This window comes from Modestobacter sp. SYSU DS0904 (assembly GCF_054051115.1).
In genome coordinates this window covers 179209-203061 of the sequence record NZ_JBJHAQ010000005.1, presented here as the reverse complement: position 1 = coordinate 203061, position 23853 = coordinate 179209, and the positions used below count along the sequence as shown (strand labels likewise).

Annotated in this window: 20 protein-coding genes; 8 read left to right on the top strand and 12 right to left on the bottom strand. The window is 74.7% G+C overall.

All coding sequences use genetic code 11. The features are described 5' to 3' along the window. Positions 1-109: 109 nt before the first annotated feature. Positions 110-640: a ferritin gene (locus ACI79U_RS05560; protein ID WP_457071620.1), complete on the bottom strand. Its 531-nt coding sequence runs from the start codon at positions 638-640 to the stop codon at positions 110-112. A gap of 98 nt (positions 641-738) precedes the next feature. On the opposite strand from ACI79U_RS05560, the gene ACI79U_RS05555 reads away from it, so the two are divergent. The 4 genes from ACI79U_RS05555 to ACI79U_RS05540 all read left to right on the top strand — a co-directional run bounded on the left by ACI79U_RS05555 (position 739) and on the right by ACI79U_RS05540 (position 6669). Continuing rightward, the gene (locus ACI79U_RS05555; protein ID WP_457071622.1) at positions 739-924 is read left to right on the top strand and encodes a hypothetical protein; all 186 of its coding nucleotides are present in this window, start codon (positions 739-741) and stop codon (positions 922-924) included. 34 nt (positions 925-958) lie between these two features. Then, on the top strand, positions 959-2956 hold the full coding sequence (locus ACI79U_RS05550; RefSeq protein WP_457071624.1) for an ATP-binding protein: 1998 nt from the start codon (positions 959-961) through the stop codon (positions 2954-2956). Further along, the gene (locus ACI79U_RS05545) at positions 2957-4111 is read left to right on the top strand and encodes an acyl-CoA dehydrogenase family protein (RefSeq protein ID WP_457071626.1); all 1155 of its coding nucleotides are present in this window, start codon (positions 2957-2959) and stop codon (positions 4109-4111) included. A gap of 329 nt (positions 4112-4440) precedes the next feature. After that, positions 4441-6669 carry a LamG-like jellyroll fold domain-containing protein gene (locus tag ACI79U_RS05540; protein ID WP_457071628.1) on the top strand — a complete coding sequence of 743 codons (2229 nt, stop codon included), beginning with the start codon at positions 4441-4443 and terminating at the stop codon, positions 6667-6669. A gap of 90 nt (positions 6670-6759) precedes the next feature. Here the strand turns inward: ACI79U_RS05540 and codB are convergent, their stop codons facing one another. Next, positions 6760-8055: a cytosine permease gene (gene codB / locus ACI79U_RS05535; protein ID WP_457071630.1), complete on the bottom strand. Its 1296-nt coding sequence runs from the start codon at positions 8053-8055 to the stop codon at positions 6760-6762. Continuing rightward, complete coding sequence (locus ACI79U_RS05530) at positions 8052-8552, bottom strand: nucleoside deaminase (RefSeq protein WP_457071632.1); 501 nt, start codon at positions 8550-8552, stop codon at positions 8052-8054. The genes codB and ACI79U_RS05530 overlap by 4 nt, the downstream gene beginning before the upstream one ends. Positions 8553-8695: 143 nt before the next feature. Between ACI79U_RS05530 and ACI79U_RS05525 the strand changes: the two genes are divergently transcribed. After that, positions 8696-10234, top strand: coding sequence for a PucR family transcriptional regulator ligand-binding domain-containing protein (locus ACI79U_RS05525; RefSeq protein WP_457071634.1), 1539 nt, complete (start codon positions 8696-8698; stop codon positions 10232-10234). On the opposite strand, the gene ACI79U_RS05520 is transcribed toward ACI79U_RS05525, so the two are convergent. From ACI79U_RS05520 to ACI79U_RS05510, 3 genes are all read right to left on the bottom strand, one after another. Beyond that, complete coding sequence (locus tag ACI79U_RS05520) at positions 10231-11244, bottom strand: NADPH:quinone reductase (RefSeq protein WP_457071636.1); 1014 nt, start codon at positions 11242-11244, stop codon at positions 10231-10233. The two genes, ACI79U_RS05525 and ACI79U_RS05520, sit on opposite strands and share 4 nt — an antisense overlap. 105 nt (positions 11245-11349) lie before the next feature. Beyond that, positions 11350-11682 carry a WhiB family transcriptional regulator gene (locus ACI79U_RS05515; protein ID WP_457071639.1) on the bottom strand — a complete coding sequence of 111 codons (333 nt, stop codon included), beginning with the start codon at positions 11680-11682 and terminating at the stop codon, positions 11350-11352. 470 nt (positions 11683-12152) lie between these two features. Continuing rightward, positions 12153-13832: a DUF885 domain-containing protein gene (locus ACI79U_RS05510; protein WP_457071642.1), complete on the bottom strand. Its 1680-nt coding sequence runs from the start codon at positions 13830-13832 to the stop codon at positions 12153-12155. 229 nt (positions 13833-14061) lie between these two features. Here ACI79U_RS05510 and ACI79U_RS05505 point away from each other — a divergent pair, with 229 nt between their 5' ends. Together ACI79U_RS05505 and ACI79U_RS05500 are read left to right on the top strand one after the other, a co-directional pair. Beyond that, a complete protein-coding gene (locus ACI79U_RS05505; RefSeq protein WP_457071644.1) occupies positions 14062-14919 on the top strand; it encodes an SRPBCC family protein in 858 nt (285 codons plus the stop codon). 208 nt (positions 14920-15127) lie between these two features. Continuing rightward, positions 15128-15541, top strand: a complete 414-nt coding sequence (locus ACI79U_RS05500) for a GNAT family N-acetyltransferase (RefSeq protein ID WP_457071646.1) — start codon at positions 15128-15130, stop codon at positions 15539-15541. Positions 15542-15583: 42 nt separating this feature from the next. On the opposite strand, the gene ACI79U_RS05495 is transcribed toward ACI79U_RS05500, so the two are convergent. From ACI79U_RS05495 to ACI79U_RS05470, 6 genes are all read right to left on the bottom strand, one after another. Beyond that, positions 15584-18184: a bifunctional FO biosynthesis protein CofGH gene (locus tag ACI79U_RS05495; protein ID WP_457071648.1), complete on the bottom strand. Its 2601-nt coding sequence runs from the start codon at positions 18182-18184 to the stop codon at positions 15584-15586. Between the two features lie 160 nt (positions 18185-18344). Next, the gene (locus ACI79U_RS05490; protein WP_457071650.1) at positions 18345-19178 is read right to left on the bottom strand and encodes an ABC transporter permease; all 834 of its coding nucleotides are present in this window, start codon (positions 19176-19178) and stop codon (positions 18345-18347) included. Further along, positions 19175-20101: an ABC transporter ATP-binding protein gene (locus ACI79U_RS05485; protein WP_457071652.1), complete on the bottom strand. Its 927-nt coding sequence runs from the start codon at positions 20099-20101 to the stop codon at positions 19175-19177. Before ACI79U_RS05485 ends, ACI79U_RS05490 begins: the two co-directional genes overlap by 4 nt. Before the next feature lie 56 nt (positions 20102-20157). Further along, positions 20158-21261 carry a hypothetical protein gene (locus ACI79U_RS05480; RefSeq protein WP_457071654.1) on the bottom strand — a complete coding sequence of 368 codons (1104 nt, stop codon included), beginning with the start codon at positions 21259-21261 and terminating at the stop codon, positions 20158-20160. Beyond that, positions 21245-21757: a sigma-70 family RNA polymerase sigma factor gene (locus tag ACI79U_RS05475; protein WP_457071656.1), complete on the bottom strand. Its 513-nt coding sequence runs from the start codon at positions 21755-21757 to the stop codon at positions 21245-21247. Before ACI79U_RS05475 ends, ACI79U_RS05480 begins: the two co-directional genes overlap by 17 nt. Before the next feature lie 126 nt (positions 21758-21883). Next, positions 21884-22393, bottom strand: a complete 510-nt coding sequence (locus ACI79U_RS05470; RefSeq protein WP_457071658.1) for a flavin reductase family protein — start codon at positions 22391-22393, stop codon at positions 21884-21886. A gap of 35 nt (positions 22394-22428) precedes the next feature. Here ACI79U_RS05470 and ACI79U_RS05465 point away from each other — a divergent pair, with 35 nt between their 5' ends. Continuing rightward, positions 22429-23850 carry a dihydrolipoyl dehydrogenase family protein gene (locus ACI79U_RS05465; RefSeq protein ID WP_457071660.1) on the top strand — a complete coding sequence of 474 codons (1422 nt, stop codon included), beginning with the start codon at positions 22429-22431 and terminating at the stop codon, positions 23848-23850. The last annotated feature ends 3 nt before the right edge of the window (positions 23851-23853 follow it).

The window sequence follows — 23853 nt, the reverse complement described above, 5'->3', positions numbered from 1 at the left end:
CCCCCCCCCCCCCCCCCCCCCCCCCCCCCCCCCCCCCCCCCCCCCCCCCCCCCCCCCCCCCCCCCCCCCCCCCCCCCCCCCCCCCCCCCCCCCCCCCCCGGGGGTGACGTCAGCCGGCGTCGCCGGCGATCGCGGGCGCGGTCGGGTCGGTCGACTCCGGCTTGACCTCGCGCAGCACGTAGTCCTCGATCGTCTCCAGGTCGTGCGTGGAGCGCTTGACGATGGCGAGCAGGTCGCTCATCTTGCTGACCTCCTCGACCTGCTCCTTGATGAACCACTGCATGAACTGGTCGGAGGCGAAGTCGTTGTGCTGCCGGGCGACGGCGGTGAGCTGGTTGATCTGCTCGGTGACCCGCTTCTCCTGGTCCAGCGCCAGGGCGACCGGGGCGACGACGTCGGGGAAGTCGGTGATCGGCGCGGCGATGCCGGGCATCTCCACGCGGGCATCGGCGTCGAGCAGGTAGCGCACCATCATCATCGCGTGGTTGCGCTCCTCGGCGGCCTGGTCGAAGAACAGCTGCGCGGTCTGCGGCATGGTCAGCTCGTCGAAGTAGATCGCACAGGCCACGTACTGCTGGTGGGCGGCGAACTCGTGGCCGATCTGGGCGTTGAGCAGGTCGATGAAGGGCTCGGCGGCCATCGGGTCTCCCGGGTGTCGCGAAATGACGTCCTCCGCACCGTAGTCGGCGACACGCCGCACCCGTGGACGGGCCAGGAAGGCTTGGCTAACCTCACCGCGTGGGGAAGCCGGCGAAGATGCCCAAGAAGAAGTGCTGCGTCGACAAGCCCCGGTGCGGCCGGTGCCCGTTGCGCGCGCTCGCCGAGGGCACGCTGCCGCCCGGCTACACGGTCAAGAAGCGGCGCCTGGTCAAGGTCGGCAAGGCCGACGCCGTGCTCGCCAAGAGCGACCGCAAGGCAGCCTGACCGCTCCCTCGCCGCCGGCGGGGGGTGCTGAGCGGTGTTCGGAACCGTCCTGGTGGCCAACCGCGGGGAGATCGCCGTCCGGGTCATCCGCACGCTGCGGGCACTCGGCATCCGATCGGTCGCCGTGCACAGCGCGGCCGACACCGGCGCCCTGCACACCCGGCTGGCCGACGTCGCCGTCCCGATCGGCCCGGCGCCCGCCGCGGACAGCTACCTCTCCATCGACCGGGTGCTCGACGCCGCCCGCCGCACCGGCGCCGAGGCGGTGCACCCCGGCTACGGCTTCCTCTCGGAGAACGCCGACTTCGCCCGCGCCTGCGCAGCCGCCGGACTGGTCTTCATCGGCCCGCCGGTCGCCGCGATCGAGGCGATGGGCGACAAGATCCGGGCCAAGCAGACCGTGGCCGCCGCCGGCGTCCCGGTCGTGCCCGGCCGCACCGAGCCGGGCATGGACGACGACGCGGTCGCCGCCGCCGCGGTGGAGGTCGGCTTCCCGGTGCTGCTCAAGCCCAGCGCGGGCGGCGGCGGCAAGGGCATGCGCGTGGTGCACGGTCCCGATGAGCTCGCCGAGCAGATCGCCGGCGCCCGGCGGGAGGCGCGCGGCTCCTTCGGTGACGACACCCTGCTGGTCGAGCGGTACCTGGCGCGGTCCCGGCACATCGAGGTGCAGGTGTTCGGCGACGCGCACGGCAACGTCGTCCACCTCGGTGAACGCGAGTGCAGCCTGCAGCGCCGGCACCAGAAGGTCGTCGAGGAGGCGCCGTCGCCGCTGCTGGACGCCGCCGGCCGGGCCGCGATGGGCAGCGCCGCCGTCGACGCCGCCCGCGCGGTGGGCTACACCGGCGCCGGCACGGTCGAGTTCATCGTCGACGCCGAGCGGCCGGGCGAGTTCTTCTTCCTGGAGATGAACACCCGGCTGCAGGTCGAGCACCCGGTGACCGAGTGCGTCACCGGCCTCGACCTGGTCGAGCTGCAGCTGCGGGTCGCCGCCGGTGAGCGGCTGCCCGTCGACCAGGACGACGTCGTGCTCGACGGCCACGCCATCGAGGTGCGGCTCTACGCCGAGGACCCGGCCCGCGGGTTCCTGCCGCAGACCGGCACGGTGGTCGGGCTGGTGGAGCCGGCCGGCCGCGGCATCCGCGTCGACAGCGCGCTGGCGGTGGGCACCGTCGTCGGCACCGACTACGACCCGATGCTGGCCAAGGTGATCTCCTGGGCGCCGGACCGGGAGACCGCCCGCGCCCGGCTGGTCGGTGCGCTCGGGCAGACCGCCGTCCTCGGGGTGCCCACCAACGCCACCTTCCTGCGCGACCTGCTGGGCGATCCCGACGTCGTCGCCGGCCGGCTGGACACCGGGCTGATCGAGCGCCGGGGTGACCGGCTCACCGCGGCCGACCCACCTGCGCCGCAGGCCCACGCCGCCGCGGCGCTCGCCCTGCTGCTCGAGGCCGAGCCGGCCGGCCCGGTCGTCGACCCGTGGGAGGTCCCCGGCGGGTGGCGGCTGGGGGAGCCCGCGTGGACGCTGCGCCGGTTGCAGGCGCCGGGCGGGGAGCCGGTCGAGGTGCGGGTGCGCGGCCTCGCGTCGTCGGGGCAGGTGCGCATCGGCGACGGCGAGCCGCAGCCGGCCAGCGCCGTCCGGGACGGCGACCAGCTGCACGTCACGCTCGGCGGGGTGACCACCCGGTGGACGGTGCTGCACGCCGACGGCACGGTCTGGCTCGCCGCCGACGGGCAGGTGGTTGCGCTGCGCGAGCACGAGCGGCTCACCGGAGCCGTGGCGGCGACCGCCGTCGACGGGGCGGTGACCGCCCCGATGCCCGGCACGGTGACCGTGCTGAGGGCTTCCCTCGGCGACGAGGTGGCCGCGGGGACCCCGCTGCTGGTCGTCGAGGCGATGAAGATGGAGCACGTGCTGACCGCCCCGCTCGCGGGGGTGGTCACCGAGCTCCCGGTGACGGCCGGCCAGTCGGTCCGGCTCGACGAGCGGGTGGCCGTGGTGACCCCATCGGCCGACGCGACCGAGGGGGAGTAGATGCTCGACTACCGGCTCGACGAGGAGACCGAGGCACTGCGGAAGCTGGTGCGGGAGTTCGCCGTGGAGGTGATCGCCCCGCAGATCGGCGGCTTCTACGAACGCGACGAGTTCCCCACCGCGATCGTCCGGCAGATGGGCGAGCTGGGGCTCTTCGGCCTGCCCTTCCCCGAGGAGTACGGCGGCTCCGGCGGGAACTACTTCACCCTGTGCGTCGCGCTGGAGGAGCTCGCCCGGGTCGACTCCTCGGTGGCGATCACCCTGGAGGCCGGGGTCTCGCTGGGGGCGATGCCGATCTTCCGGTTCGGCACCGAGGAGCAGAAGCAGCGGTGGCTGCCCCGGCTGTGTGCCGGTGAGGCGCTGGGCGCCTTCGGCCTCACCGAGCCCGGCGGTGGTTCCGACGCCGGCGCCACCCGGACCACCGCCCGGCTCGAGGACGGCGAGTGGGTGATCAACGGCTCGAAGGCGTTCATCACCAACTCCGGGACGGACCTCACCGACCTGGTGACCGTCACCGCGGTCACCGGCAGGAAGGCCGACGGCGGCAAGGAGATCTCCGCGATCATCGTGCCGTCGGGCACCCCCGGCTTCACCGTCGGGCAGCGGTACGCCAAGGTCGGCTGGAACGCCTCGGACACCCGCGAGCTCTCCTTCGACGACTGCCGGGTGCCGGCGGAGAACCTGGTGGGGGAGCGGGGGCGGGGGTACGCCCAGTTCCTGTCCATCCTGGACGAGGGCCGGATCGCGATCTCCGCGCTGGCGGTGGGGCTGGCGCAGGGCTGCGTCGACGAGTCGGTGAAGTACGCCGCGGAGCGCGAGGCGTTCGGGCAGCCGATCGGCCGCAACCAGGCGGTGCAGTTCATGATCGCCGACATGGAGGTGCGGGCCTCGACCGCGCGGCTGGCCTACTACCGGGCGGCGGAGAAGATGCTGCGCGGCGAGCCGTTCAAGCGCGAGGCGTCGGTCGCCAAGCTGTACAGCTCGGAGATGGCGGTGGAGAACGCCCGCTACGCCGCCCAGGTGCACGGCGGGTACGGCTTCATGACCGAGTTCCCGGTCGGCCGGTTCTACCGGGACGCGAAGATCCTGGAGATCGGCGAGGGCACCAGCGAGGTGCAGCGGATGCTCATCGCCCGCTCCCTCGGCGTGGGCTGACGATGTCCCTCGGCGGTTGATCATCGGCACGTGGCCGGGTGACACGCCGAGACCCGGCGTGTCCGGTGACCATCTGCCGATGATCGACGGCAGCGGGCCGGCCGTCCGGTAACGGAACCACAGCGTGTAGTGACTACAGCTCCACGTCCGCCTGGTGCGGCGTACACAGCGCCGACACCCGCCGGCCACAGCTGATCGACAGCGTTCCTGCGCGGTGGGACCCCCCCACCGCTCCCAGGACAGCCGGAGGTCAGCACCCCATGCACCTGCTCAGATCACGGCCCGCGCTCCGCGGGGACCGTCCCATCCGGAGGTCCCGCCTGCGGGCCGTGGCCGGCGCCGGCGTGGTCACCACGGTGGCCGCCCTCGCCACCGCCGGTGGTCTCGCCACCGCCACCCCGGCACAGGCGGCGGACACCGAGCCGGCCTCCCGGTTCACCCTCGCCGTCCTGCCGGACACGCAGTTCTACTCCCGGTACGCGGAGTCCGAGTTCGAGCGGCCCGACCGCTACGGCGACGGGAACAACCCCTACGCCGTCCAGACCGAGTGGCTGGCCGAGCACGCCGACGAGCTGCGGATCCCGTTCGTCGCCCACCTCGGCGACGTCGTGGACCAGGTCAACCAGGAGGGCGAGTGGCGGACCGCCGACGCCGCCATGCAGACCCTGGAGGACGCCGACCTGCCGTACTCGGTCCTGGCCGGCAACCACGACGTCCGGAACAGCTCGGACAACTGGTTCGACGACCAGTACGACCTGGCCGCCGAGCCCTTCCTGCGCTGGTTCGGCCCCGACCGGGCGGCCGAGCAGTCGACCTACGGCGGCAGCGACCCGACGGGGATGAACCAGTACCACGTCTTCGAGGCCGAGGGGCAGCAGTTCATGGTGCTGGCGCTGTCCTGGCGCGCCTCGGACGCAACCCTCCGCTGGGCGGACGAGGTGATGGCCCAGCACCCCACGGTGCCGGTCATCCTCACCTCGCACGACATCATCGGCATCCAGAACGACGGGGTCTCCCCGCAGGAGACCGGCTACGGGCTGCGGCTCTGGGAGAAGCTCATCAAGGGCAACGACCAGATCTTCATGACGCTCAACGGCCACTTCCACGGGGCGACCCGGCTGGTCAAGCAGAACGACTTCGGGCACTCGGTGACCCAGGTCCTGATGGACTACCAGATGGCCTACGAGGGCGGGAACGGCTACCTCGGCCTGTTCGAGTTCGACCTCACCAACGACACCATCTCGGCGCAGACCGGCTCGCCGTGGGTGGTCGCGAAGCCCACGGAGAAGCTGACCTCCTACGACCAGGCGTTCCTCGAGGGCCCCAACGAGCAGTACACCCTGGACATCGACTTCGCCGAGCGGTTCGCCGGGTTCAACCCCGGGTTCACCGCCGGCTCCGCCGACGAGCCCTCGCTCACCCAGGCGGCGCGCGACATCCTGCTCGACGGCTTCGTCAGCCCCGACCCGGTCACCACCGAGCTGCCGGGCTCGCCCGCGGACTACCCGCGGGTGGAGGGCACGCTGGCGCACTGGCGGATGAACGGGCTGCGCGGGGTGGTCGCCCAGGGCGGCGTCATCCGCGACGTCGAGGGCAACAACCGCAACAACCTGATGCGGGTGCCGATCAGCCAGTCCGGCTCGCCGACCGCCCAGCTGCGGGACGTCAACTTCTCGCAGGACGCGCACCCGTACTCCTCGGACGGCGCGGCGGTCTGCTTCACCAACGCCGACAAGCAGACCAACCGGTTCAGCTACCTGAGCACCCGCGCGGACGCACCGGTGAACCTCGAGGCGCTGGAGGACGGCTACACGATCGAGACCTTCCTCAAGATCGACCCCAGCTGGAACCAGTCGGACAACGCCTGGATGAAGGCGATCGTGCGCTCGGGCAACCGCTCGCAGATCGGCGTGCCGCGCACCCGCTGGGACTGGACGGCGTCCCCGGTGGCCCTGGGCCTGTCGAACCTCAAGGAGTTCCAGTGGACCGAGGTGCCGATCGACACCGCCAAGGGTGACCGGACCGCGTGCACGGGCGAGATCATGGTCGACACGTGGGCGCACGTCGCGCTGGTGAACGACCCGGCGACGGCCACCACCACCATGTACGTCGACGGCGCCCCGGTGCTGCGCAACGCCTCGGACACCGTGGGCCACGGGCTGGACGGCGCGATGCCGTGGATCTTCGGGTCGGACTGGGTCGACGACAAGGCCACCAACGGCTGGAACGGCTGCATCGGTGAGACCCGCGTGGTCGACCACCCGATCGGCCAGGACCAGTGGCTGACCGCCCGGGCCGACATCGAGGGCCTCACGGTCACCTCGCCGGCGGCCGAGTCGACGCTGCACCCGGCGGTCACCGCCACCGCCACCGGCACCCCCGGCGCCACCGTCACGGTGAAGGCCGGCATCACCCGCACGGTCGTCGTCGGCAAGGACGGCACCTGGCGGGCGGCGATGGGGACGCTGCAGCCGGGCACCCACGAGCTGGTCGCCCAGCAGTCGCTGGGTGGCCGCACGGCCGACCCGGTGAGCGTGGCCTTCACCGTGGCCCGCTGACCCGCGGCGGCCGGCTCGGCACCGGGCCGGCCGCTGGACGCAGCGGGGGTGGGGACCGTGGTCCCCACCCCCGCTGTCGTCTTTCCCGGCTCAGCCGACGGCGGCCGGGCTCCGGCCGTGCTGCACGAGGAGCACCCCGGCCACCGCCACCACGACGCCGATCACCGGGGGGACGCCCCAGCCGGCCTCGTTGCTCGCCCACGCGGCGAGCGAGGCCACCACGTAGACGCCGATGTTGCGCCACTCGATGCTCGGCAGCAGCGCGGTCCCGCCGGACATCCCGCTCCGCCACCGGGCCAGGAAGTCGCCGATCACCACGCCGCCGAGCGGGGGGATGAGGATGCCCAGCCAGACCAGGTAGTCGATCAGGTTGTCGTAGATGCCGGTGACGGCCAGCAGCGTGCCCAGCACGACGCCGCCCACCACGAACGGCTTCTTCGACCGCGAGTCGGCGATCTCGGCGCCGGCGACGCCGAAGTTGTAGGCCGTGTTGTCGTTGGTCGTCCAGAGGTTCGCCACCAGGAAGACCAGCCCCCACCCGACCAGCCCGAGCTGGTAGAGCACCAGCACGAAGTCGCCCTCGCCGAACGCCACGGCGCCGATCGCCCCGAAGCCGAGCATCAGCAGTTCGCCGATGAGGAAGGCCACCAGGCAGGCCCAGAAGCCCGCCGTCGGAGTGCGGGCGAAGCGGGTCCAGTTCGGGGCCTGGGTGCCCCCGGAGGCGAAGGTGCCGACGATGATCGTCACCGCGACCGCCACGGTCATCGACTCGCTGGGCACGATCGCCGTCAGCCCGCTCCAGCCACCCACCTCCTCCAGCGACCGCCAGGTGACCCACCCGGCGAGCGCCAGCAGCAGCGGGACCGAGACCAGCGACAGGGCGTACATCCCCTTGTAGCCGAAGTACGCCGTCGCGCCCATCACCGCGCCGCCGACCAGCATCAGCGCGACCTCCGGCCCGCGGCCCTCCCAGCCCAGGGCGCTCGCGGTGAGCTGGGCGAGCGTGGCGACGGTGACGCCGTACCAGCCGACCTGGGTGCCGCCGAGCAGCAGCGAGGCGAGCTTGGCCCCCCGCGTGCCGAGCGTGTAGCGGCACATCATCACCGTGGTCAGCCCGGTGCGGGCGCCGATGCCGCCGATCGCACCGACGTAGATCCCCAGGACGGCGCTGCCCAGCAGCAGCACCCAGATCAGGCTGGTGGCCGGGAAGGCCGCCCCGATCTGCGCGCCGGCCAGCATCGTCGGGGTGAAGAAGGTGAACCCGAGCAGCACGATGGACAGCGAGAACAACGACCGGCGCGCGGACGCGGGCACCGGGTCGATCGGGTAGTCCGGGTCGACGGCGCCGGCCGGGGTCTCCGCCCGGCGGCTGGTGCTGGCGCTCATCGGGCCGTCTCCGCCCCGGCGGCCGGCACGCCGTCCTCGCCGATGTCCTCGTTCCACAACGCGGGCTCGGCGGCGATGAAGGCGGTCATCAGGTCGACGCACTCGGGGTCGTCGAGGACGACGACCTCCACGCCGTGCTCGGCGAGCCAGTCGTGCCCACCGGAGAAGGTGCGCGCCTCACCGACGACGAGTCGGGTGATGCCGAACTGGCGCACCAGCCCGCTGCAGTACCAGCAAGGGGACAGCGTGGTCACCATCGTGGCGCCGCGGTAGGAGGGCCGGCGGCCGGCCGCCCGGAACGCCGCCGTCTCCGCGTGCACGGACGGGTCGCCGTCCTGCACCCGTCGGTTGTGGCCGCGGCCCCACACCTCGCCGTCCGGGCCGATCAGCGCCGCCCCGATCGGCACTCCGCCGCTGGCCAGCCCGGCCCGGGCCTCCGCGAGTGCCACCGCCAGCCAGGCGCGGTCCTGGTCCTGCTCGTGCTGCCTGGGGGTCATCTGCGTGGTCCTCCTCGTGGTGCCGGCACCGCACGGCGGCGGGCTCGGCACGAGCGTCGCCGAGCCCGGACGGATGGGCAATCAGCAGCCCGTCAGGGATCATCGCCCAGGTCCTTGACGATCTGTCAGCCGAGGAGGCGCGCGTGGCCCTGACCCTGGCCGAGTTCCTGCTCCTGCCGTCGGTCCGGCAGGCCAGGCCGGAGGTCGCCGTCCCGCCCGCCCAGCTGGGCGCGGCCGTCCGCTGGGTGCACTCCAGCGAGATCTACGAGATCGGCCCGCTGCTCTCGGCCGGGGACCTGCTGCTCACCACCGGCCTCGGCCTGGCCGGGGTGGACGCCGGCGCCCGGCGGCACTGGGTGCGCGAGCTGGCCGCACAACGGGTGACGGCGGTGGCCATGGAGCTGGGCCGGTCGTTGCCCGACCTCCCGGGCGAGATCCTCGACGAGGCCACTCGGCAGGGGCTGCCGCTGTACCTGCTGCGCCAGGTCGTCCCCTTCATCCGCATCTCCGAGGAGGCCAACGGGGCGATCCTGCACGCCGACGCGCCGCGGCTGCGGATGGCCGACCAGGTGGTGCACCAGGTGCACGCGGAGCTCGCCGCCGGTGGCGGGACCCCGGCGGTGGTCGGCTGCGCGGCCGCCGCGACCGGTGGCCCGGCCGCGCTGGTCACCCGGTCGGGCCAGGTGGTCGCGGCCGCGGGGGTGCGGGACCAGCGGGCCACCGAACGGCTGCTCCGCCGGCCCGCGGCGAGCTCGCCGGTCCGCATCTGGGACGTCGACTGGGGGTCGGTGCTCCTGGGGCCCGGGCCCGGCACGGACCTGCCCGGGCTGCGCGTGCTGGCCGCCCGGCTGGCGAGCGTGGCGGCGGTGGCGGTCGGGCAGTCGGGCACCGGCTCACCGGGGGACCTGGCGGCGCCGCTGCTCGCCGACCTGCTCGCCGACGCGGTCCCCGGGGTGCGCGAACTGCTGGTCCGTGCCGGGCTGGCTCGCTTCCACCCCTCGCCGGACGCGCGGGTGCTCGGCATCGCCGCGTCCGCGCCCGATCCCCGGCAGGTGCTGGCCACCTGGGCGCACGTGGCGCTGACCCACGACCTGGAACTGCTCGCCGACCGGGTCCGCGGTGAGGCCGTCGGGCTCGTCGCGGTCCCGGTGGCCCCGGACCGCCCCGACCCGGCGGGGTGGCTCGCGAACGCCCTGCCCTCCGCCGGGGCGGTCACCACCGTCGGCCCGGTGGTGCCGGTCGCCGACGCGGGCCGGTCGCTGCGCGAGGCGCACGACGCCCTGCCGGTGGCCACGCTGCTGGGCCGGGGCACCGCGGTGACGCGCGACCTGGCCCTGTTCCGGCTGCTCGGCCGGCTGGACGACCGGTCGCTGACCCTGCTGGTGGACGACGCGCTGGCGCCGCTGCTCACCTGGGACGCCGCACACGGCAGCGGCCTGGTGGAGACCCTGGCCGTCCACCTGCGGCACGGCGGCAGCAAGACCCGGACCGCCGAGGCGCTGCACGTGCAGCGGCAGTCGCTCTACCAGCGGCTGGCCCGGATCGAAGCGCTCCTGGGGCGCCCCGTCGACGATCCGACCTCCCACGAGCACCTCGTCCTCGCCACCAGTGCCCGCGCGCTGCTCGACGCCCGGCTCGCCCAGCAGCGCCCGCGCCCCCGCCGGCTGGGGTCCTCCGCCTAGGCGGTGACGTCGACGAGCACCTTGCCGACGGCGCCGTCCTGCACCGCCTGGTGCGCGGCCGCCGTCTCGGCGAGCGGGTAGACGTGCAGTGGGAGACCGGCGTCGTCCCCGACCCGGACCGCCCCGTCGAGCACCGCGGCGTTGACGTCCTCCACCGCGGCGTCCTTCGCGCGGGTGGGCTCGGTGTAGACGAGCACGAACTGCCAGCGGGCGTTGGGCCCCATCTGAGCGCGGACCGGGATCGTCACCTCGGCGCCGCCGTCGTCGGCGTACATGGCGACCGAGCCGTGCATGCCGATCACCTGCGCGTCGGTGGCGGCGTTCTGCGCGGCGGAGACCTCGACGATCGCGTCGACACCCTGCGGCACGATCTTGCGCACCTCGGCGACGACGTCCTGCTGCTTGTAGTCGATGACGTGGCTGGCGCCCGCGGCGGCCGCCAGCTGGGCCTTCCGCGGGGAGCTGACCGTGGCGATCACGGTGGCCTCGGCCCAGCGGGCCAGCTGGATCGCCGCGTTGCCCACGGCGCCCGCGCCACCCTGCACCAGCACGGTGCGGCCGTTCAGCGACCCGGGGGCCAGCCGGTCGGGCAGCGACTCGGCCACGGTGAGGCAGCGGTGGGCGGTCAGGAACGGGATGCCCAGGCTCGCGCCGAGCTCGAAGGCGGGGTCGGCGCCCAGCAGGACGGTCTGGCGCGCGGGGACGACGGTGTACTCCGCCGCCGTGCCGTGCGGCCGCTGCCAGGCGGCTTCCCAGATCCAGACGCGCTCGCCCACCAGCACCGGGTCGACGCCCTGGCCGACGGCCTCGATCGTGCCGGCGCCGTCCTGGTTCGGGACCTGCCCCTCGGGGCCGGGCTGTGCGCTGCTGCGGGACTTCCAGTCGGTGGGGTTCACCCCGGAGAACGCCAGGCGGACCAGCACCTCGCCGGGTCCGGGCTCAGGGGTGGTGCGGTCGACGAGCTGGAGCACGTCGGGACCGCCGGGCTGGGTGTAGGTGATCGCTCGCACGATCCCCTGCTACCCGCAGGCTGCCGGTCTCACCATCGACGGTCATCGGCCCTCCTGCAGGGGCCCGCCACGAGCGTGCGAGTGGGGGGCAGGAGGGTCCTTCCTTCAGCTGGCGCGGCGACGCAGCCGGCGGCGCTCACGCTCGGACAGGCCGCCCCAGATGCCGAAGCGCTCGTCGTTGGAGAGCGCGTACTCCAGGCACTCGGCGCGGACGTCGCAGCCGGTGCAGATCTTCTTGGCCTCGCGGGTGGAGCCGCCCTTCTCCGGGAAGAAGGCCTCGGGGTCGGTCTCGGCGCAGAGGGCGTTCTCCTGCCAGCCCTGCTCCTCGGCGTCGAACCCGGGGAAGCCGCCGTCGTGCACGGTGGCCAGGCCCAGGACGTCCTGCCCGGCCCAGTCGACGGGCGCTGCCGCCGCCGCTGCACTCCGGTACTCGCTCATCCACGAAACCTCAGCCATCACGATCGTCCCCCTGCGTCTCGCTCCGGCTGCGCGTACTCGCGGTCGCCGGTTTGTCACGACCTGTGACAACGGAGTGAATTACACGGCTGTCCTTCACAACCGGTCAAATGTCGTCCGTGTGACGCCCGGCCCCACTCGTCACACCGGCCACGAGCGCCGCAGTCGTGTCCGCCGGACCGACCGACACGCCGGGGTCCACGGCAGGTCTTGCCCACGGGGGTGCAGAGCTTCGTCCAGATCAGGAAGCCGGGAACGGGGGCCGATCTGGACGGTCCCGGGGGCGTTCGTCCAGACCCGCCGAGGCGCGCCGTCCGTCGCCCTTCCTCGGCAGTCGTGATCATCACCTGCACCGGGGCGCTGCGGTGTGCGCGCCGTGGGCAGGTGGGGACGCGGCTGGTGCCGCGTGGCGGCTGCGTCGGGAGGCACCGGCCGGGCCGACCCGGCGGTGGTCACATCCGGGCGAGCTCCGCGGCCAGCGGGCCCAGGCCGAGCGGGCCCAGGTCCAGTGCGGCCCGGTGCCAGGCCTTGAGGTCGAAGTCGGCCCCGCTGCGCGCCTCGGCCTGCTCTCGGCAGGTCAGCCACACTCGCTCGCCGACCTTGTAGGACGGCGCCTGCCCGGGCCAGCCCAGGTACCGGTGCAGCTCGTCGACCCGCATCGCGTCCGGGAAGGCCACGTGCGTGCGCAGGAAGGCCAGCGCGACGTCGTAGGTCCAGCGGTCGCCGGCCGCCCGGCCGGGCGGGATCGGCAGGTCCAGGTGGACGCCGATGTCGAGCACCACCCGGGCCGCCCGCAGCTCCTGGGCGTCGAGCATGCCCAGCCGGTCGCCCGGGTCGTCGAGGAAGCCGAGCTCGCCCATCAGCCGCTCGGCGTACAGCGCCCATCCCTCGCCGTGCCCCGAGCACCAGGCCATCAGCCGCTGCCAGCGGTTGAGCAGGCCGGCGTTGTAGACGTTCTGCCCGATCTGCAGGTGGTGCCCGGGCACGCCCTCGTGGAAGACCGTCGTCGTCTCCCGCCACGTCGTCATGCCGGTGACGCCCTCGGGCAGGGACCACCACATCCGGCCCGGTCGGGAGAAGTCCTCGGTGGGGCCGGTGTAGTAGACGCCCTCGCCGGAGGCGGGGGTGAGCCGTCCCTCGATCCGCTTCACCGGGTCGGGGATGTCGAAGTGCACGCCGTCGAGCGCGGCGATCGCCCGGTCGGCGGTCTCCTGCAGCCACGCCTGCAGCGCGTCGTGACCGCGCACCTGGCGGGCCGGGTCGGCGTCGAGCGCGGCCATCGCGCCGGGGATGCCCTGCCCGGGCGCGATCTGCTCGGCGACCGCGGCCTTCTCCGCGACGACCCGGGCGAGCTCCGCCCAGCCCCAGGCGTAGGTCTCCTCGAGGTCGAGGTCCATGCCGGTGAACAGCCGCGACTCCAGCGCGTACCGCTCGCGGCCCACGGCGTCGGCCTCGGGGGCGTGCGGGAGCAGCTCGCGCTCGATCGTGTCGGCGAAGGACACCAGCGCGGCGTCGACGTCCCCGGCCGCCCGCTCCAGGTCGGCACGCAGCGCGCCGCCGGCCGGGGCCCGACCGGTGAACTCGGTGAAGAAGCTGGGCTGCCCGGCCGCCCCGGCCCAGCGACGGGCGATGCCGGCGGCCAGCCGGACCTGGCGGGCGGCGGAGACCCGACCCGAACCCGCCGCCTCGGTGAGCCCGGCGGTGTAGCCGGCCAGCGCGTCGGGCAGGGCGGTGAGCCGGCGGGCGATGGTGGCCCAGTCGTCCTCGGTGTCGGTGGGCATCAGGTCGAAGGTCGACCGGAAGTCCTGCAGCGGGCTGCCGATGGTGTTCAGCGCGGCCTGGCTCCAGCCGGCCTCGTGCAGGGCGAGCTCGGCGCCGACCCGCTCGACCATCGCACCGCGCGCGACGTCGTCGCGGCGGTCGACGGGCTCGGTGCGCTCGACCTCGGCCAACGTGCGGCGCAGCAGCTCCGCGGTGGCCGCCCGGCCGTCGGGGGTGAGGTCGGGCCAGCGGTCGTCGTGACCGGCGACGCCCATGTACGTCGCCTGGGTCGGCTGGTCGGCGGCGTAGGCGTCGACGAACCGGTGGGCGAGCTGGTCGAGGTCGGACGGCGGACGCTGCGGCTCGGTCACGCCCGCCACGCTAACCCCGTCCCCATCGGCGCAGCGCGGGTCGATCGCGGCCCTGCGGACGGCCTGCAACGAGGGGCGCATCCGCGCGGCCGTGGCGCCGGGTGGTCCGTCGGCAGACCCGTCGCGGCGGCCGGCGGGGTGAGAACTCGGGTCAGCGGGACGTGCAGCAGGGGCGCGACGGGGGTAGGGCGCGAAGCAGTCAGTGTCTGCGACGAGGGAGGAACCGACGATGAGCACCAAGGTCGAGGAGTCGATCCAGGTCGATGTCCCGGTACGGATCGCGTACGACCAGTGGACCCAGTTCGAGGACTTCCCGCACTTCATGAGCGGGGTGAAGGAGGTGCAGCAGCGCGGTGACCAGCGGCTGCACTGGGTGGCGGAGATCGCCGGGGTGAAGCGGGAGTGGGATGCCGCGATCGTCGAGCAGATCCCGGACGAGAAGATCGCCTGGGCCGCCACCGGCGGTGCGACCAACGCCGGCGCCGTCCGGTTCGAGCCTGCCGGGCTCGCGTCGACGATCGTGCACCTGACCCTGGAGTACGAGCCCGAGGGCCTGGTCGAGCAGGCCGGGGACAAGCTCGGCATCGTGGGCCGGCAGGCGAAGTCGGACCTGAAGAAGTTCAAGGAGCTCATCGAGGACGAGGGCTACGCGAGCGGTGCGTGGCGCGGCGAGATCCGCCACGGTATCGACGTCGGCACCCCCGGCGTCGAGGACGCCGCCTCCTCCCGCGGGGACAGCGGGAAGGCCGGGGTGTCGGCGAAGGGTGTCGCCGCCGGGGCGGCAGCGCTGGCCGGGGTCGCGGCTGCGGGCGCGGCCGTGGCCGGGTCGAAGAGCGGCTCGGAGAGCGAGCAGCCGGAGCAGGTCCCCGCCGCGCCGCCGGCCAGCCCGCCGCCGGCCAGCCCGCCGCCGGCCACCCCCTCGCAGCCGGTCACCGTCGTCGACCAGCCGCCGCTGGGCGAGGTGCGGGGCGACGTGGTGACCGAGGAGTCCGACGCGGAGAACCGCACCACCGGGGGCGAAGGCGCCACGGAGGCCGGCCGCGACACCGGGGACGACCCGATGATCGGTGGCGGCAGCCGTACCTGACCCGGGACGCCGCTGACGGGACGGGGTCGGACCAGGTCATCTGGTCCGACCCCGTCCCCCTGCAGCAGGGGTGGTCCGGGCGGACGGTCCTCGGTGCGGGAGGACGGCCGGACCGCGGGGGCTCGGTGCGCACGCCCTCGACCTCGGTACCCGCCGGACGCCGTTCCGCTGGACCGCCTGACCTCGGGCCGGCGGGCATGATCGGCGGGTGATCCCCGAGGGCTACCAGCTGCGCGACGACCCGCCGTCCGTCCCGGACTACCTGGCCCTGCGCGAGCGGACCGGGCTCTCACCGAAGAACGCGGAGCAGGCGGTCGCGGCGCTGCCGGGCAGCTGGGCGGCGGTCTCGGTCGTGCACGCGGGGACGACGGTGGCGATGGGCCGGGTGATCGGCGACGGTGGCTGGTACTTCCACGTCGTCGACATGGGGGTGCTGCCCGACCACCAGCGGCGCGGGCTGGGCGACGCCGTGCTCACCCGACTGCTCGACCGGATCCGCGCAGTCGCGCCGGCGGGGTCCTTCGTCAACCTGCTCGCCGATGCACCCGGCCGCCGGCTCTACGCCCGGCACGGATTCACCGAGACCGCTCCCTCCTCGATCGGGATGGCCCTGCGCCTCTGACGGGCTCCCCGGGCTGGGGAGGTCAGGCGCTCGCCCTCCCGCTCAGACGAGCTTGAGGGTGAGCGCCTGGCGGCCCTCCGCGGACCGGGCGGTCGCGATCCGCTCGGCCGAGGGCGTGCCGTACTCGGTGGTGCGCTGCCGGGCGGGCCGGCCGATCGCGGCGGCCATCGCCTCCAGCTCCGCGATGGTCTTCAGCGACCCGTTGCCCGAGCCGGCCATCCGGCTGATCGTCTCCTCCATCAGCGTGCCGCCCAGGTCGTTGGCGCCGCCGTCGAGCATCGTCTGGGTGCCGGTGTCGCCGAGCTTCACCCACGAGGTCTGGATGTTGTCGATCCGCCCGTGCAGCAGCAGCCGGGCGACGGCGTGCACCGCCCGGTTCTCCCGGTTCGTCGGGCCCGGGCGGGCCACCCCGGCCAGGTAGATCGGCGCGTTGTGGTGCACGAACGGGAGCAGCACGAACTCCCGGAAGCCGCCGGTCTCGTCCTGCAGCGCGGCGAGCGTGCGCAGGTGCGCGACCCAGTGCGCCGGGGTGTCGACGTGGCCGTACATCATCGTCGACGTCGTCGGCAGGCCCACCTGGTGCGCGGTGCGGACGATCTCCAGCCAGGTCGCCGCGGGCAGCTTGCCCTTGGTCAGCACCCAGCGGACGTCGTCGTCCAGGATCTCCGCCGCCGTGCCCGGCAGGCTGTCCACGCCCGCCTCGCGCGCCGCGGTGAGGAAGTCGCGGAACGACAGCCCGGTGCGCGCCGCGCCGTTGACCACCTCCATCGGGGAGAAGGCGTGCAGGTGGATGTCGGGACGGCGGGACTTCACCTCACGCGCCAGGTCGAAGTAGGCGGTGCCGGGCAGGTCGGGGTGGATGCCGCCCTGCATGCAGATCTCGGTCGCCCCGCCGGCCCAGGCCTCGTCGACCCGGTCACCGACCTGCCGCATCGACAGGGTGAACGCGTCGGCGTCGGTGCGCCGCTGGGCGAACGCGCAGAACCGGCAGCCGGTGTAGCAGACGTTGGTGAAGTTGATGTTCCGGTTCACCACGTAGGTGACGTCGTCGCCGTTGACCTGCCGGCGGTAGCCGTCGGCCAGCGCCGCGAGGGCTTCCAGGTCCTCCCCGTCGGCCCCCAGCAGCGCCAGGTACTCGGCATCGGAGAGCCCGGCCGGGTCGGCCTCGGCGTGCCGCAGTGCGGCACGAACCTCCGGGTCGCCGGCGGTCAGTGCGGTGGAGGAGCCGTCGCGGGCGGCGACGGTCGCCTCGCGCAGCTCGGCCCAGTCGCCGTAGACGGCGTCGAAGTCGCTGCGCCGGTCACCGGTGCGCCCGACGGTGTCGACCTCGACGTGCAGGTCGACCCGGCCCGACGCCGCCCAGGCCTCGTCCGGCTCCTGCCACGGCAGACCCGCCGGGACGCGCCCCTCGACGGCCAGCCCGTCGGGGCCGGCGAGCGCGGCGACGTGCGGGCGCACCCGCGGGTCCAGCCAGGGCTCGGGCTGCAGCACGTAGCCCGGCTGCGCGGCCAGCCGCTCGCGCAGGGTGAACCCGGCGTCGGCGGTCAGCTCGGCGAGCTTGTCGATGTTCGGCCAGGGCCGCTCGGGGTTGACGTGGTCGGGCGTCAGCGGGGAGACCCCGCCCCAGTCGTCGACGCCGGCGCGCAGCAGCAGCCCGAGCTCGGTCGAGTCGCTCAGGTTCGGCGGCGCCTGCACGCGGGCGGCGGGCCCGAGCAGCAGCCGGGTCACGGCGACGGCGGCGACGTACTCCTGCAGGCCGAGGTCGTCGTGCGCGGCCATCGCGGTGCGCGGCTTGGCCCGGAAGTTCTGCACGATCACCTCCTGCACGTGCTGGTGGCGGCGTGCGGAGGCGCGGATCTGCAGCATCGCGTCGACCCGCTCGGCGTGGTCCTCGCCGATGCCCAGCAGCACCCCGGTGGTGAACGGGACCGCGGAGCGGCCGGCGTCCTCGAGCACGCGGAGCCGGACGGCGGGCTCCTTGTCGGGGCTGCCGAAGTGCGGGCCGCCCCGCTCCGACCAGAGCCGGGTGGCGGTCGTCTCCAGCATCATCCCCATCGACGCGGCGACCGGCTTGAGCCGCTGGATCTCCTCCCAGCTCAGCACGCCGGGGTTGAGGTGGGGGAGCAGGCCGGTCTCCTCCAGCACCCGGATCGCCATCGCGCGCAGGTAGCCCAGCGTGGAGTCGAAGCCGTGCGCCTCCAGCCACTCGGCGGCCACCGGCCAGCGCTCCTCCGGGCGGTCGCCGAGGGTGAACAGCGCCTCCTTGCAGCCCAGCGCCGCCCCGGCCCGGGCGATGTCGAGCACCTCGTCGGGGGAGAGGAACGGCGCCTTCCCCTCGGCGCGCAGCTGCCCCGGGGTGGTGACGAACGTGCAGTAGTGGCAGCGGTCGCGGCACAGGTGGGTGAGCGGGATGAACACCTTGCGGCTGTAGGTGACCACCCCCGGGCGCCCGGCCGAGGCCAGCCCGGCGTCGCGCACCCGCCCGGCGGCGGTGAGCAGCCGGTCCAGCGGCTCGCCCTCGCCGAGCCCGCGGGCGTGCAGCAGGGTCTCGGCCTCGGTGGCGTCCAGGGTGACGCCGCGCTCGGCCCGGGTCAGCGCACGGCGGACGGCGGACTCGGACGGCGTGGGCAGGGCGGTGCTCATCAGCGACGACGCTAACCCCGCGGTGTGACGGGCGCGTGCCCGCGTCCGCCCCGGCCACCCGACCGCGCCGAAGTGGCCACTTCGGCGCTCATCTCGCCAAAGTGGCCACTTTGGCGAGAGAGCGGTCGCGCCGAAGTGGCCACTCGGGCGAGACGGGGGGTCAGACGTCGCGGCGGCGGAAGGACAGCACGGCCAGCCCGCCCACCAGCAGCACCCACACGGCCACCCAGCCCAGGTAGGTGGCGGTCAGCGGGGCCTGGCCGAGGAACGGGAAGCCCACCTCGCCGAACACGCGCAGCGCCGTCGGGTCCTGGAAGGCGTACATCGCGCCCCGCCACAGCCCGTCGGTGGGCAGCAGCATCCGCGAGACGCTGCCGACCCGGGCGACGCCGTCGTTGCCGATCGCCTCGCCCACCCCGCCGACCACGCCGGCCACCCAGGTGGAGCCGAACAGGCCCACCGCGACGATGCCCGAGGCCATCGGGGAGATCGCGGTGGCCAGCAGCAGCACCAGGGTGAGCAGCACGGTGGTCTGCAGGGCGAGCAGCAGCAGCCCGACGACCGGCTGCGGCGGCCAGTAGCCGACGGTCAGCTGGACGACGACGAACTGCGCCAGCCCGGCGAGCACCACGAACCCGGCGCCGAAGGCGACCAGGCCCAGCCACTTGCCCAGCAGCACCTGCCAGCGGCGCACCGGGCGGGCCAGCACCGCCAGCGCGGTACCGGACTCGACCTCCCCGGCCAGCGACGGTCCGGCGAGGAAGGACGTGCCGAGCGCGGCGATCAGGCTGAAGCCGAACATCACCAGGTTGAGCAGCTGGGAGGAGATCAGCCGGGCCTCGCCGCTGGTGAGCGTGCCCAGCTCGGCGTCCAGCCGGGAGAAGCCCCAGCCACTGAGCACCAGCAGCGCGACGGTGAGCAGGACGACCGCCCGCAGCACCTTGCGCCGGGACGCCTCGCGCAGCGTCAGCCCGGCCAGGGTCAGCACGATCACGGTCGGTCCTCCTCGCGCAGGATGCCCAGCAGCCGTTCCTCCAGGCTGATCCGCACCGGCTCGACCGCGTGCACCCGGGCCCGCAGGGCCACCAGGTCGGCGATCAGGTCCGGCACCGCGGTCCCGTCGTCGTCGGCCGGCAGGGTGACGGTCAGCCACTCGCCCTCCCGGGCGACCCGGCCGAGCGCGGCCAGCCGGGCCTCGGCGGCGGGGGTGAGGCCGTCCAGGTGCAGCCGCAGCTCCCGCTGACCGAGCAGCTCGGCCAGGGTGCCGGCGGCGGCGACCCGGCCGTGGTTGAGCACCACCACCCGGTCGCAGACCCGCTCGACCTCACCGATGAGGTGCGAGTTGAGCAGCACCGCCACCCCGCGGGACCTCAGGTCCAGGACCAGGTCCCGGACGTCGACCCGGCCGACCGGGTCCAGCGCGCTGGTGGGCTCGTCGAGGACCACCAGCTCCGGGCGGGCCACCAGCGCCACGGCCAGGCCCAGCCGCTGCTGCATGCCCTTGGAGAACCCGCCCACCCGGTCGCCGGCCCGGTCGGCCAGGCCGACCAGAGCCAGGCACTCGCGGCGCTCGGCGTCCGGCACCCGGACCCCGGCCAGCCGCACGTGCAGCGCGAGCACCTCGGTCGGGGTCAGCCAGGGCTGGTACCGGAAGAGTTCGGGCAGGTAGCCCACGGCGGCCCGGGCCTGCGGGTCGCGGCCCGGGCGGCCGAGCAGCGTGACCTCGCCCGCATCGGGCCGGACCAGGCCGAGCAGCATCTTGATCACGCTGGTCTTGCCGGCGCCGTTGGGCCCCAGCAGACCGAGCACCTCACCGCGGCCGACGGTGAAGGAGACCCCGTCGACCGCGGTGCGCTTGGCGTACCGCTTGCGCAGTCCGGAGCACCAGACCGCCGCCGACGGCGGCAGGCCGGCCACCAGCCGCTCGGCGGCGGCCAGGTCGTCCGGCGCGGCCAGGCCGCCCCCGGGCGTGCTCAGCGCAGGCCCCGGGCGACGTCGAGCACCTCGTCCTCGCTGATCGTCCCGGCCACCCCGGTGACCACGCCGTCGGCGACCCAGACCACGCCGTGCAGCAGGCCGTCACGGGAGGCCAGCAGGGTCGCCCGCTCGCCGTCGACCTCGGTGGTGGAGGTCGTCGCCAGCTCGGCCGGCACCGGCAGCGGCAGCGTCGTGCCGTCGCCGGTGAAGGTGCGCAGCTGGTCGGAGAGGGAGTCCGGCAGCCCGGGCAGCGACAGCAGGTAGTCGCGGGCCACGTCGAAGGGGACGCCGCTGGACTCCGCCGTCGGGGCGGTGACCCGGCCGACCGCGAGGGCGGGCAGCCCCCGGGCCTCCGACCAGACCGCCGCGATCCCCGGGCCGGCGGTCAGCCGGAACGTGCTGCCGTCCAGCCCCGCGGGCACCGGCGGCAGCTCCTCGCCGGCCGCGGCCGCCGCCTGCGCGGCCTGGTCGGTGGAGAAGGTGAACTCGGCGACCAGCTGGTCACCGACGGTGTAGGTCGGCTCGCCGACGACGCCGCGCGGCAGCTCGTCGACCCGCGGCACCGTCAGGCCGGTGGCCTCCTCGGCGGCCGCGGCGTCGGCGACCTCGTGCATCCCCGGCTCGGCGACCGCCTGCAGGGTGCCGTAGGCCGACAGGTCGGGCAGCGCGACCAGGTCGGCCTCGGTGACCGCGACCGGGGCGATCTCCTCGGTGCGGAACACCTGCACCCAGTCGCCGGCGGCCGCGGCGCCCGCACCGCCGACGACCAGGACGACGCCGAACGCGGCGACCACGGGGCTGCGCAACCGGTTCCGCCAGCTGCGGGCCGGCGCGGCGCCGCGGGCGGTGGTGGCGGGGTCCGGCGCCGGCCGGGTCGCGGCCTGCAGTCGCAGCCAGGCGTGGTCGACGTCCGGGGCGGTGCCGGCGGTCGCCATGGCCGACGCGGCGGCCGTGGCGTCGGCCTCGACGGCGGTGAGCCGCTGCAGGCAGGCCGGGCAGCCGGCGACGTGGGCGCGGTCGGCGTCGGGGACGCCGGCGGGCTCGTCGAGCAGCCGGCGCAGCGTGCCGTCGGCCGGGTGGGTCTCAGGTCGGATCCGCATGAGGGGTCAACTCCTTGCGCAGGGCGGACTCGGCGCGCCGGACGGTGGTGCCGACGCTGCCGGGGGAGAGGTCGAGGGCCGCGGCGACCTCGGCGTAGCTGAGGCCGCTGTGCCGCAGCACGAGGGCGAGCGCCTGGGTGCGGGGCAGCCGGGCGAGGGCCGCGCGCACCCGGCGGTGGTCGTCGCGGGCGACCACGGTGTCGGCGACGTCCGGGGCCGCCACGTCCCGGTCGGCGACGGTCGCCTCCCGGGCCGTCCGGCGGCGGCCGGACCGGATCAGGTTCAGCGCGGTGTGCGCCGCGGCGACCGACAGCCACCCCGACGCCTCCGCGGCGGGCACCGCGGACCGGCTGAACGCCAGGAACACCTCCTGGGCGACGTCCTCGGCCTGGTCGCGCGAACCCAGGACGCGGGCGGCCACCGCGACCACCCGCGGGTAGTCGGCGCGGAAGACCTGCTCGAGATCGGGGTGCACCGTCCCGCGGGCGCTGCTCACCGCGGTGCTCCCGCGAGTGGTGGTCCTCCGCGCGGTGCGCACCGCGGAGACCGGTGCCACCTGACCGTGCCCGACGACGTCCACACCCCTGGAGCACCGCCGATGCCCCGCATGTGACAGCCGGGCTCAGCCGCGGCCGGCGAGCCGCCCGGCGCCGTCGGTCCAGCGGCCGCGCAGCCGCACCAGCGGGTCGCCGTCGGCGAGCACCGGCACCCCCTCCACCGCGAGCAGGACGACGACGTGACTGCCGGCCTCGACCACCGAGTGCACCCGGCAGTCCAGCGCCGTCAGGGCGCCGTCGAGCACGATCGCGTCGCTGACCGGCGCCCGGTGCCAGGGCACCGACTCCAGCAGGTGCCGCGCGCTGGGCCGCCCGGCCGAGGCGAACCGGCTGGCCAGGATCGCCTGCGGCGCCGCCAGCACGTTCACCGCGGCGGAGCCGACCGACTGCAGCACCTCGGCCGGGTAGCCGTCGGCGGCCAGGCCGATCGCCACCAGCGGCGGGTCGGCGGAGACGCTCATCAGCGAGGTGACCGTCGTCCCGACGTCGTCGATGTCGTCGCGCACCGTCAGCAGGACCACCCCGGCGGCGTACTGGCGGAGGGCGGCGGCGAACTGCTGCGCATCGACCGGCATGGCGGCCAGTCGACCACAACGGTGAGGATGGCCGGGTGACCGATGCAGAGCAGTCCTACGACGTCGTCGTCCTCGGTGCCGGGTCGACCGGGGAGAACGTCGCCGACATCGCCGTCCGCGGCGGCCTGACCGCGGTGCTGGTCGAGTCCGAGCTGGTCGGTGGCGAGTGCTCCTACTGGGCGTGCATGCCCAGCAAGGCCCTGCTGCGCGGCAGCGAGGCGCTCGGCCAGGCGCGCGCGGTGCGCGGCGCCGCGGCCGCGGTCACCGGCGAGCAGGACGTCGCGGCCACGCTCGCCCGGCGCGACGACTTCACCAGCCACTGGGACGACGGCTCCCAGGCCGAGTGGGTCGACGGGGCGGGCATCGCGCTGGTCCGCGGGCACGCCCGGCTGGCGGGGGAGAAGCGGGTGGTGGTGACCACCGACGACGGGGCCGAGCTGGTGCTCACCGCCCGGCACGCGGTCGCCGTCTGCACCGGGTCGCGCGCCGCCGTCCCACCGGTCGACGGGCTGGCCGACGTCCGGCCCTGGACCCCGCGCGAGGGCACCAGCGCGAAGGAGGCGCCGCGCCGGCTGCTGGTGCTCGGTGGCGGCTACGTGGGCTGCGAGATGGCCACCGCGTGGCAGCAGCTGGGCTCGCAGGTCACGCTGCTCCAGCGCGGCCCCCGGGTGCTGCCGCACCTGGAGCCGGCGGCCGGCGAGGCGGTCGCGGACGCGATGCGCGAGCTGGGCGTCGACGTCCGGCTGGACACCGAGGTGCGCACCGCCCGCCGCGACGGCGACGAGGTGGTGCTCAGCTGCTCGACCGGGGAGTTCCGCGGCGACGAGGTGCTGGTCGCCGCCGGCCGCACCGCGAACACCGACGACGTGGGCGTGGACACCGTGGGGCTGGCACCGGGGGAGTACCTGGACGTCGACGACTCCCTCCAGGTCCCCGGCCTGCCCTGGCTCTACGGCGTGGGCGACGTCAACGGGCGGGCCCAGCTGACCCACATGGGCAAGTACCAGGCCCGGCAGGCCGGCAACGCGATCGTCGCCCGGGCGCGCGGCGAGCAGGTCGGGCTGGCCGACTGGTCGCCGTTCGTGGCCACCGCCGACCACCGCGCCACGCCCAGCGTGGTCTTCACCTCCCCGCAGGTCGCCGCGGTCGGGCTGACGGCCGCCCAGGCCGCCGACGCCGGGCTGCCGCACCGGGTCGTCGAGTACTCGATCGGCGGCGTGGCCGGCGCGGCCCTCTTCGCCGACGGCTACTCCGGGACGGCGATCGCGGTGGTGGACACCGAGCGCGAGGTGCTGCTGGGGATGACCTTCGTCGGCGAGGGCGTGGCGGAGCTGCTGCACTCGGCGACGATCGCGGTGGTCGGGGAGGTGCCGATCAGCCGGCTGTGGCACGCCGTCCCGTCGTACCCCACGATCAGCGAGATCTGGCTGCGCCTGCTCGAGACCCTCCGGGGCTGAGGC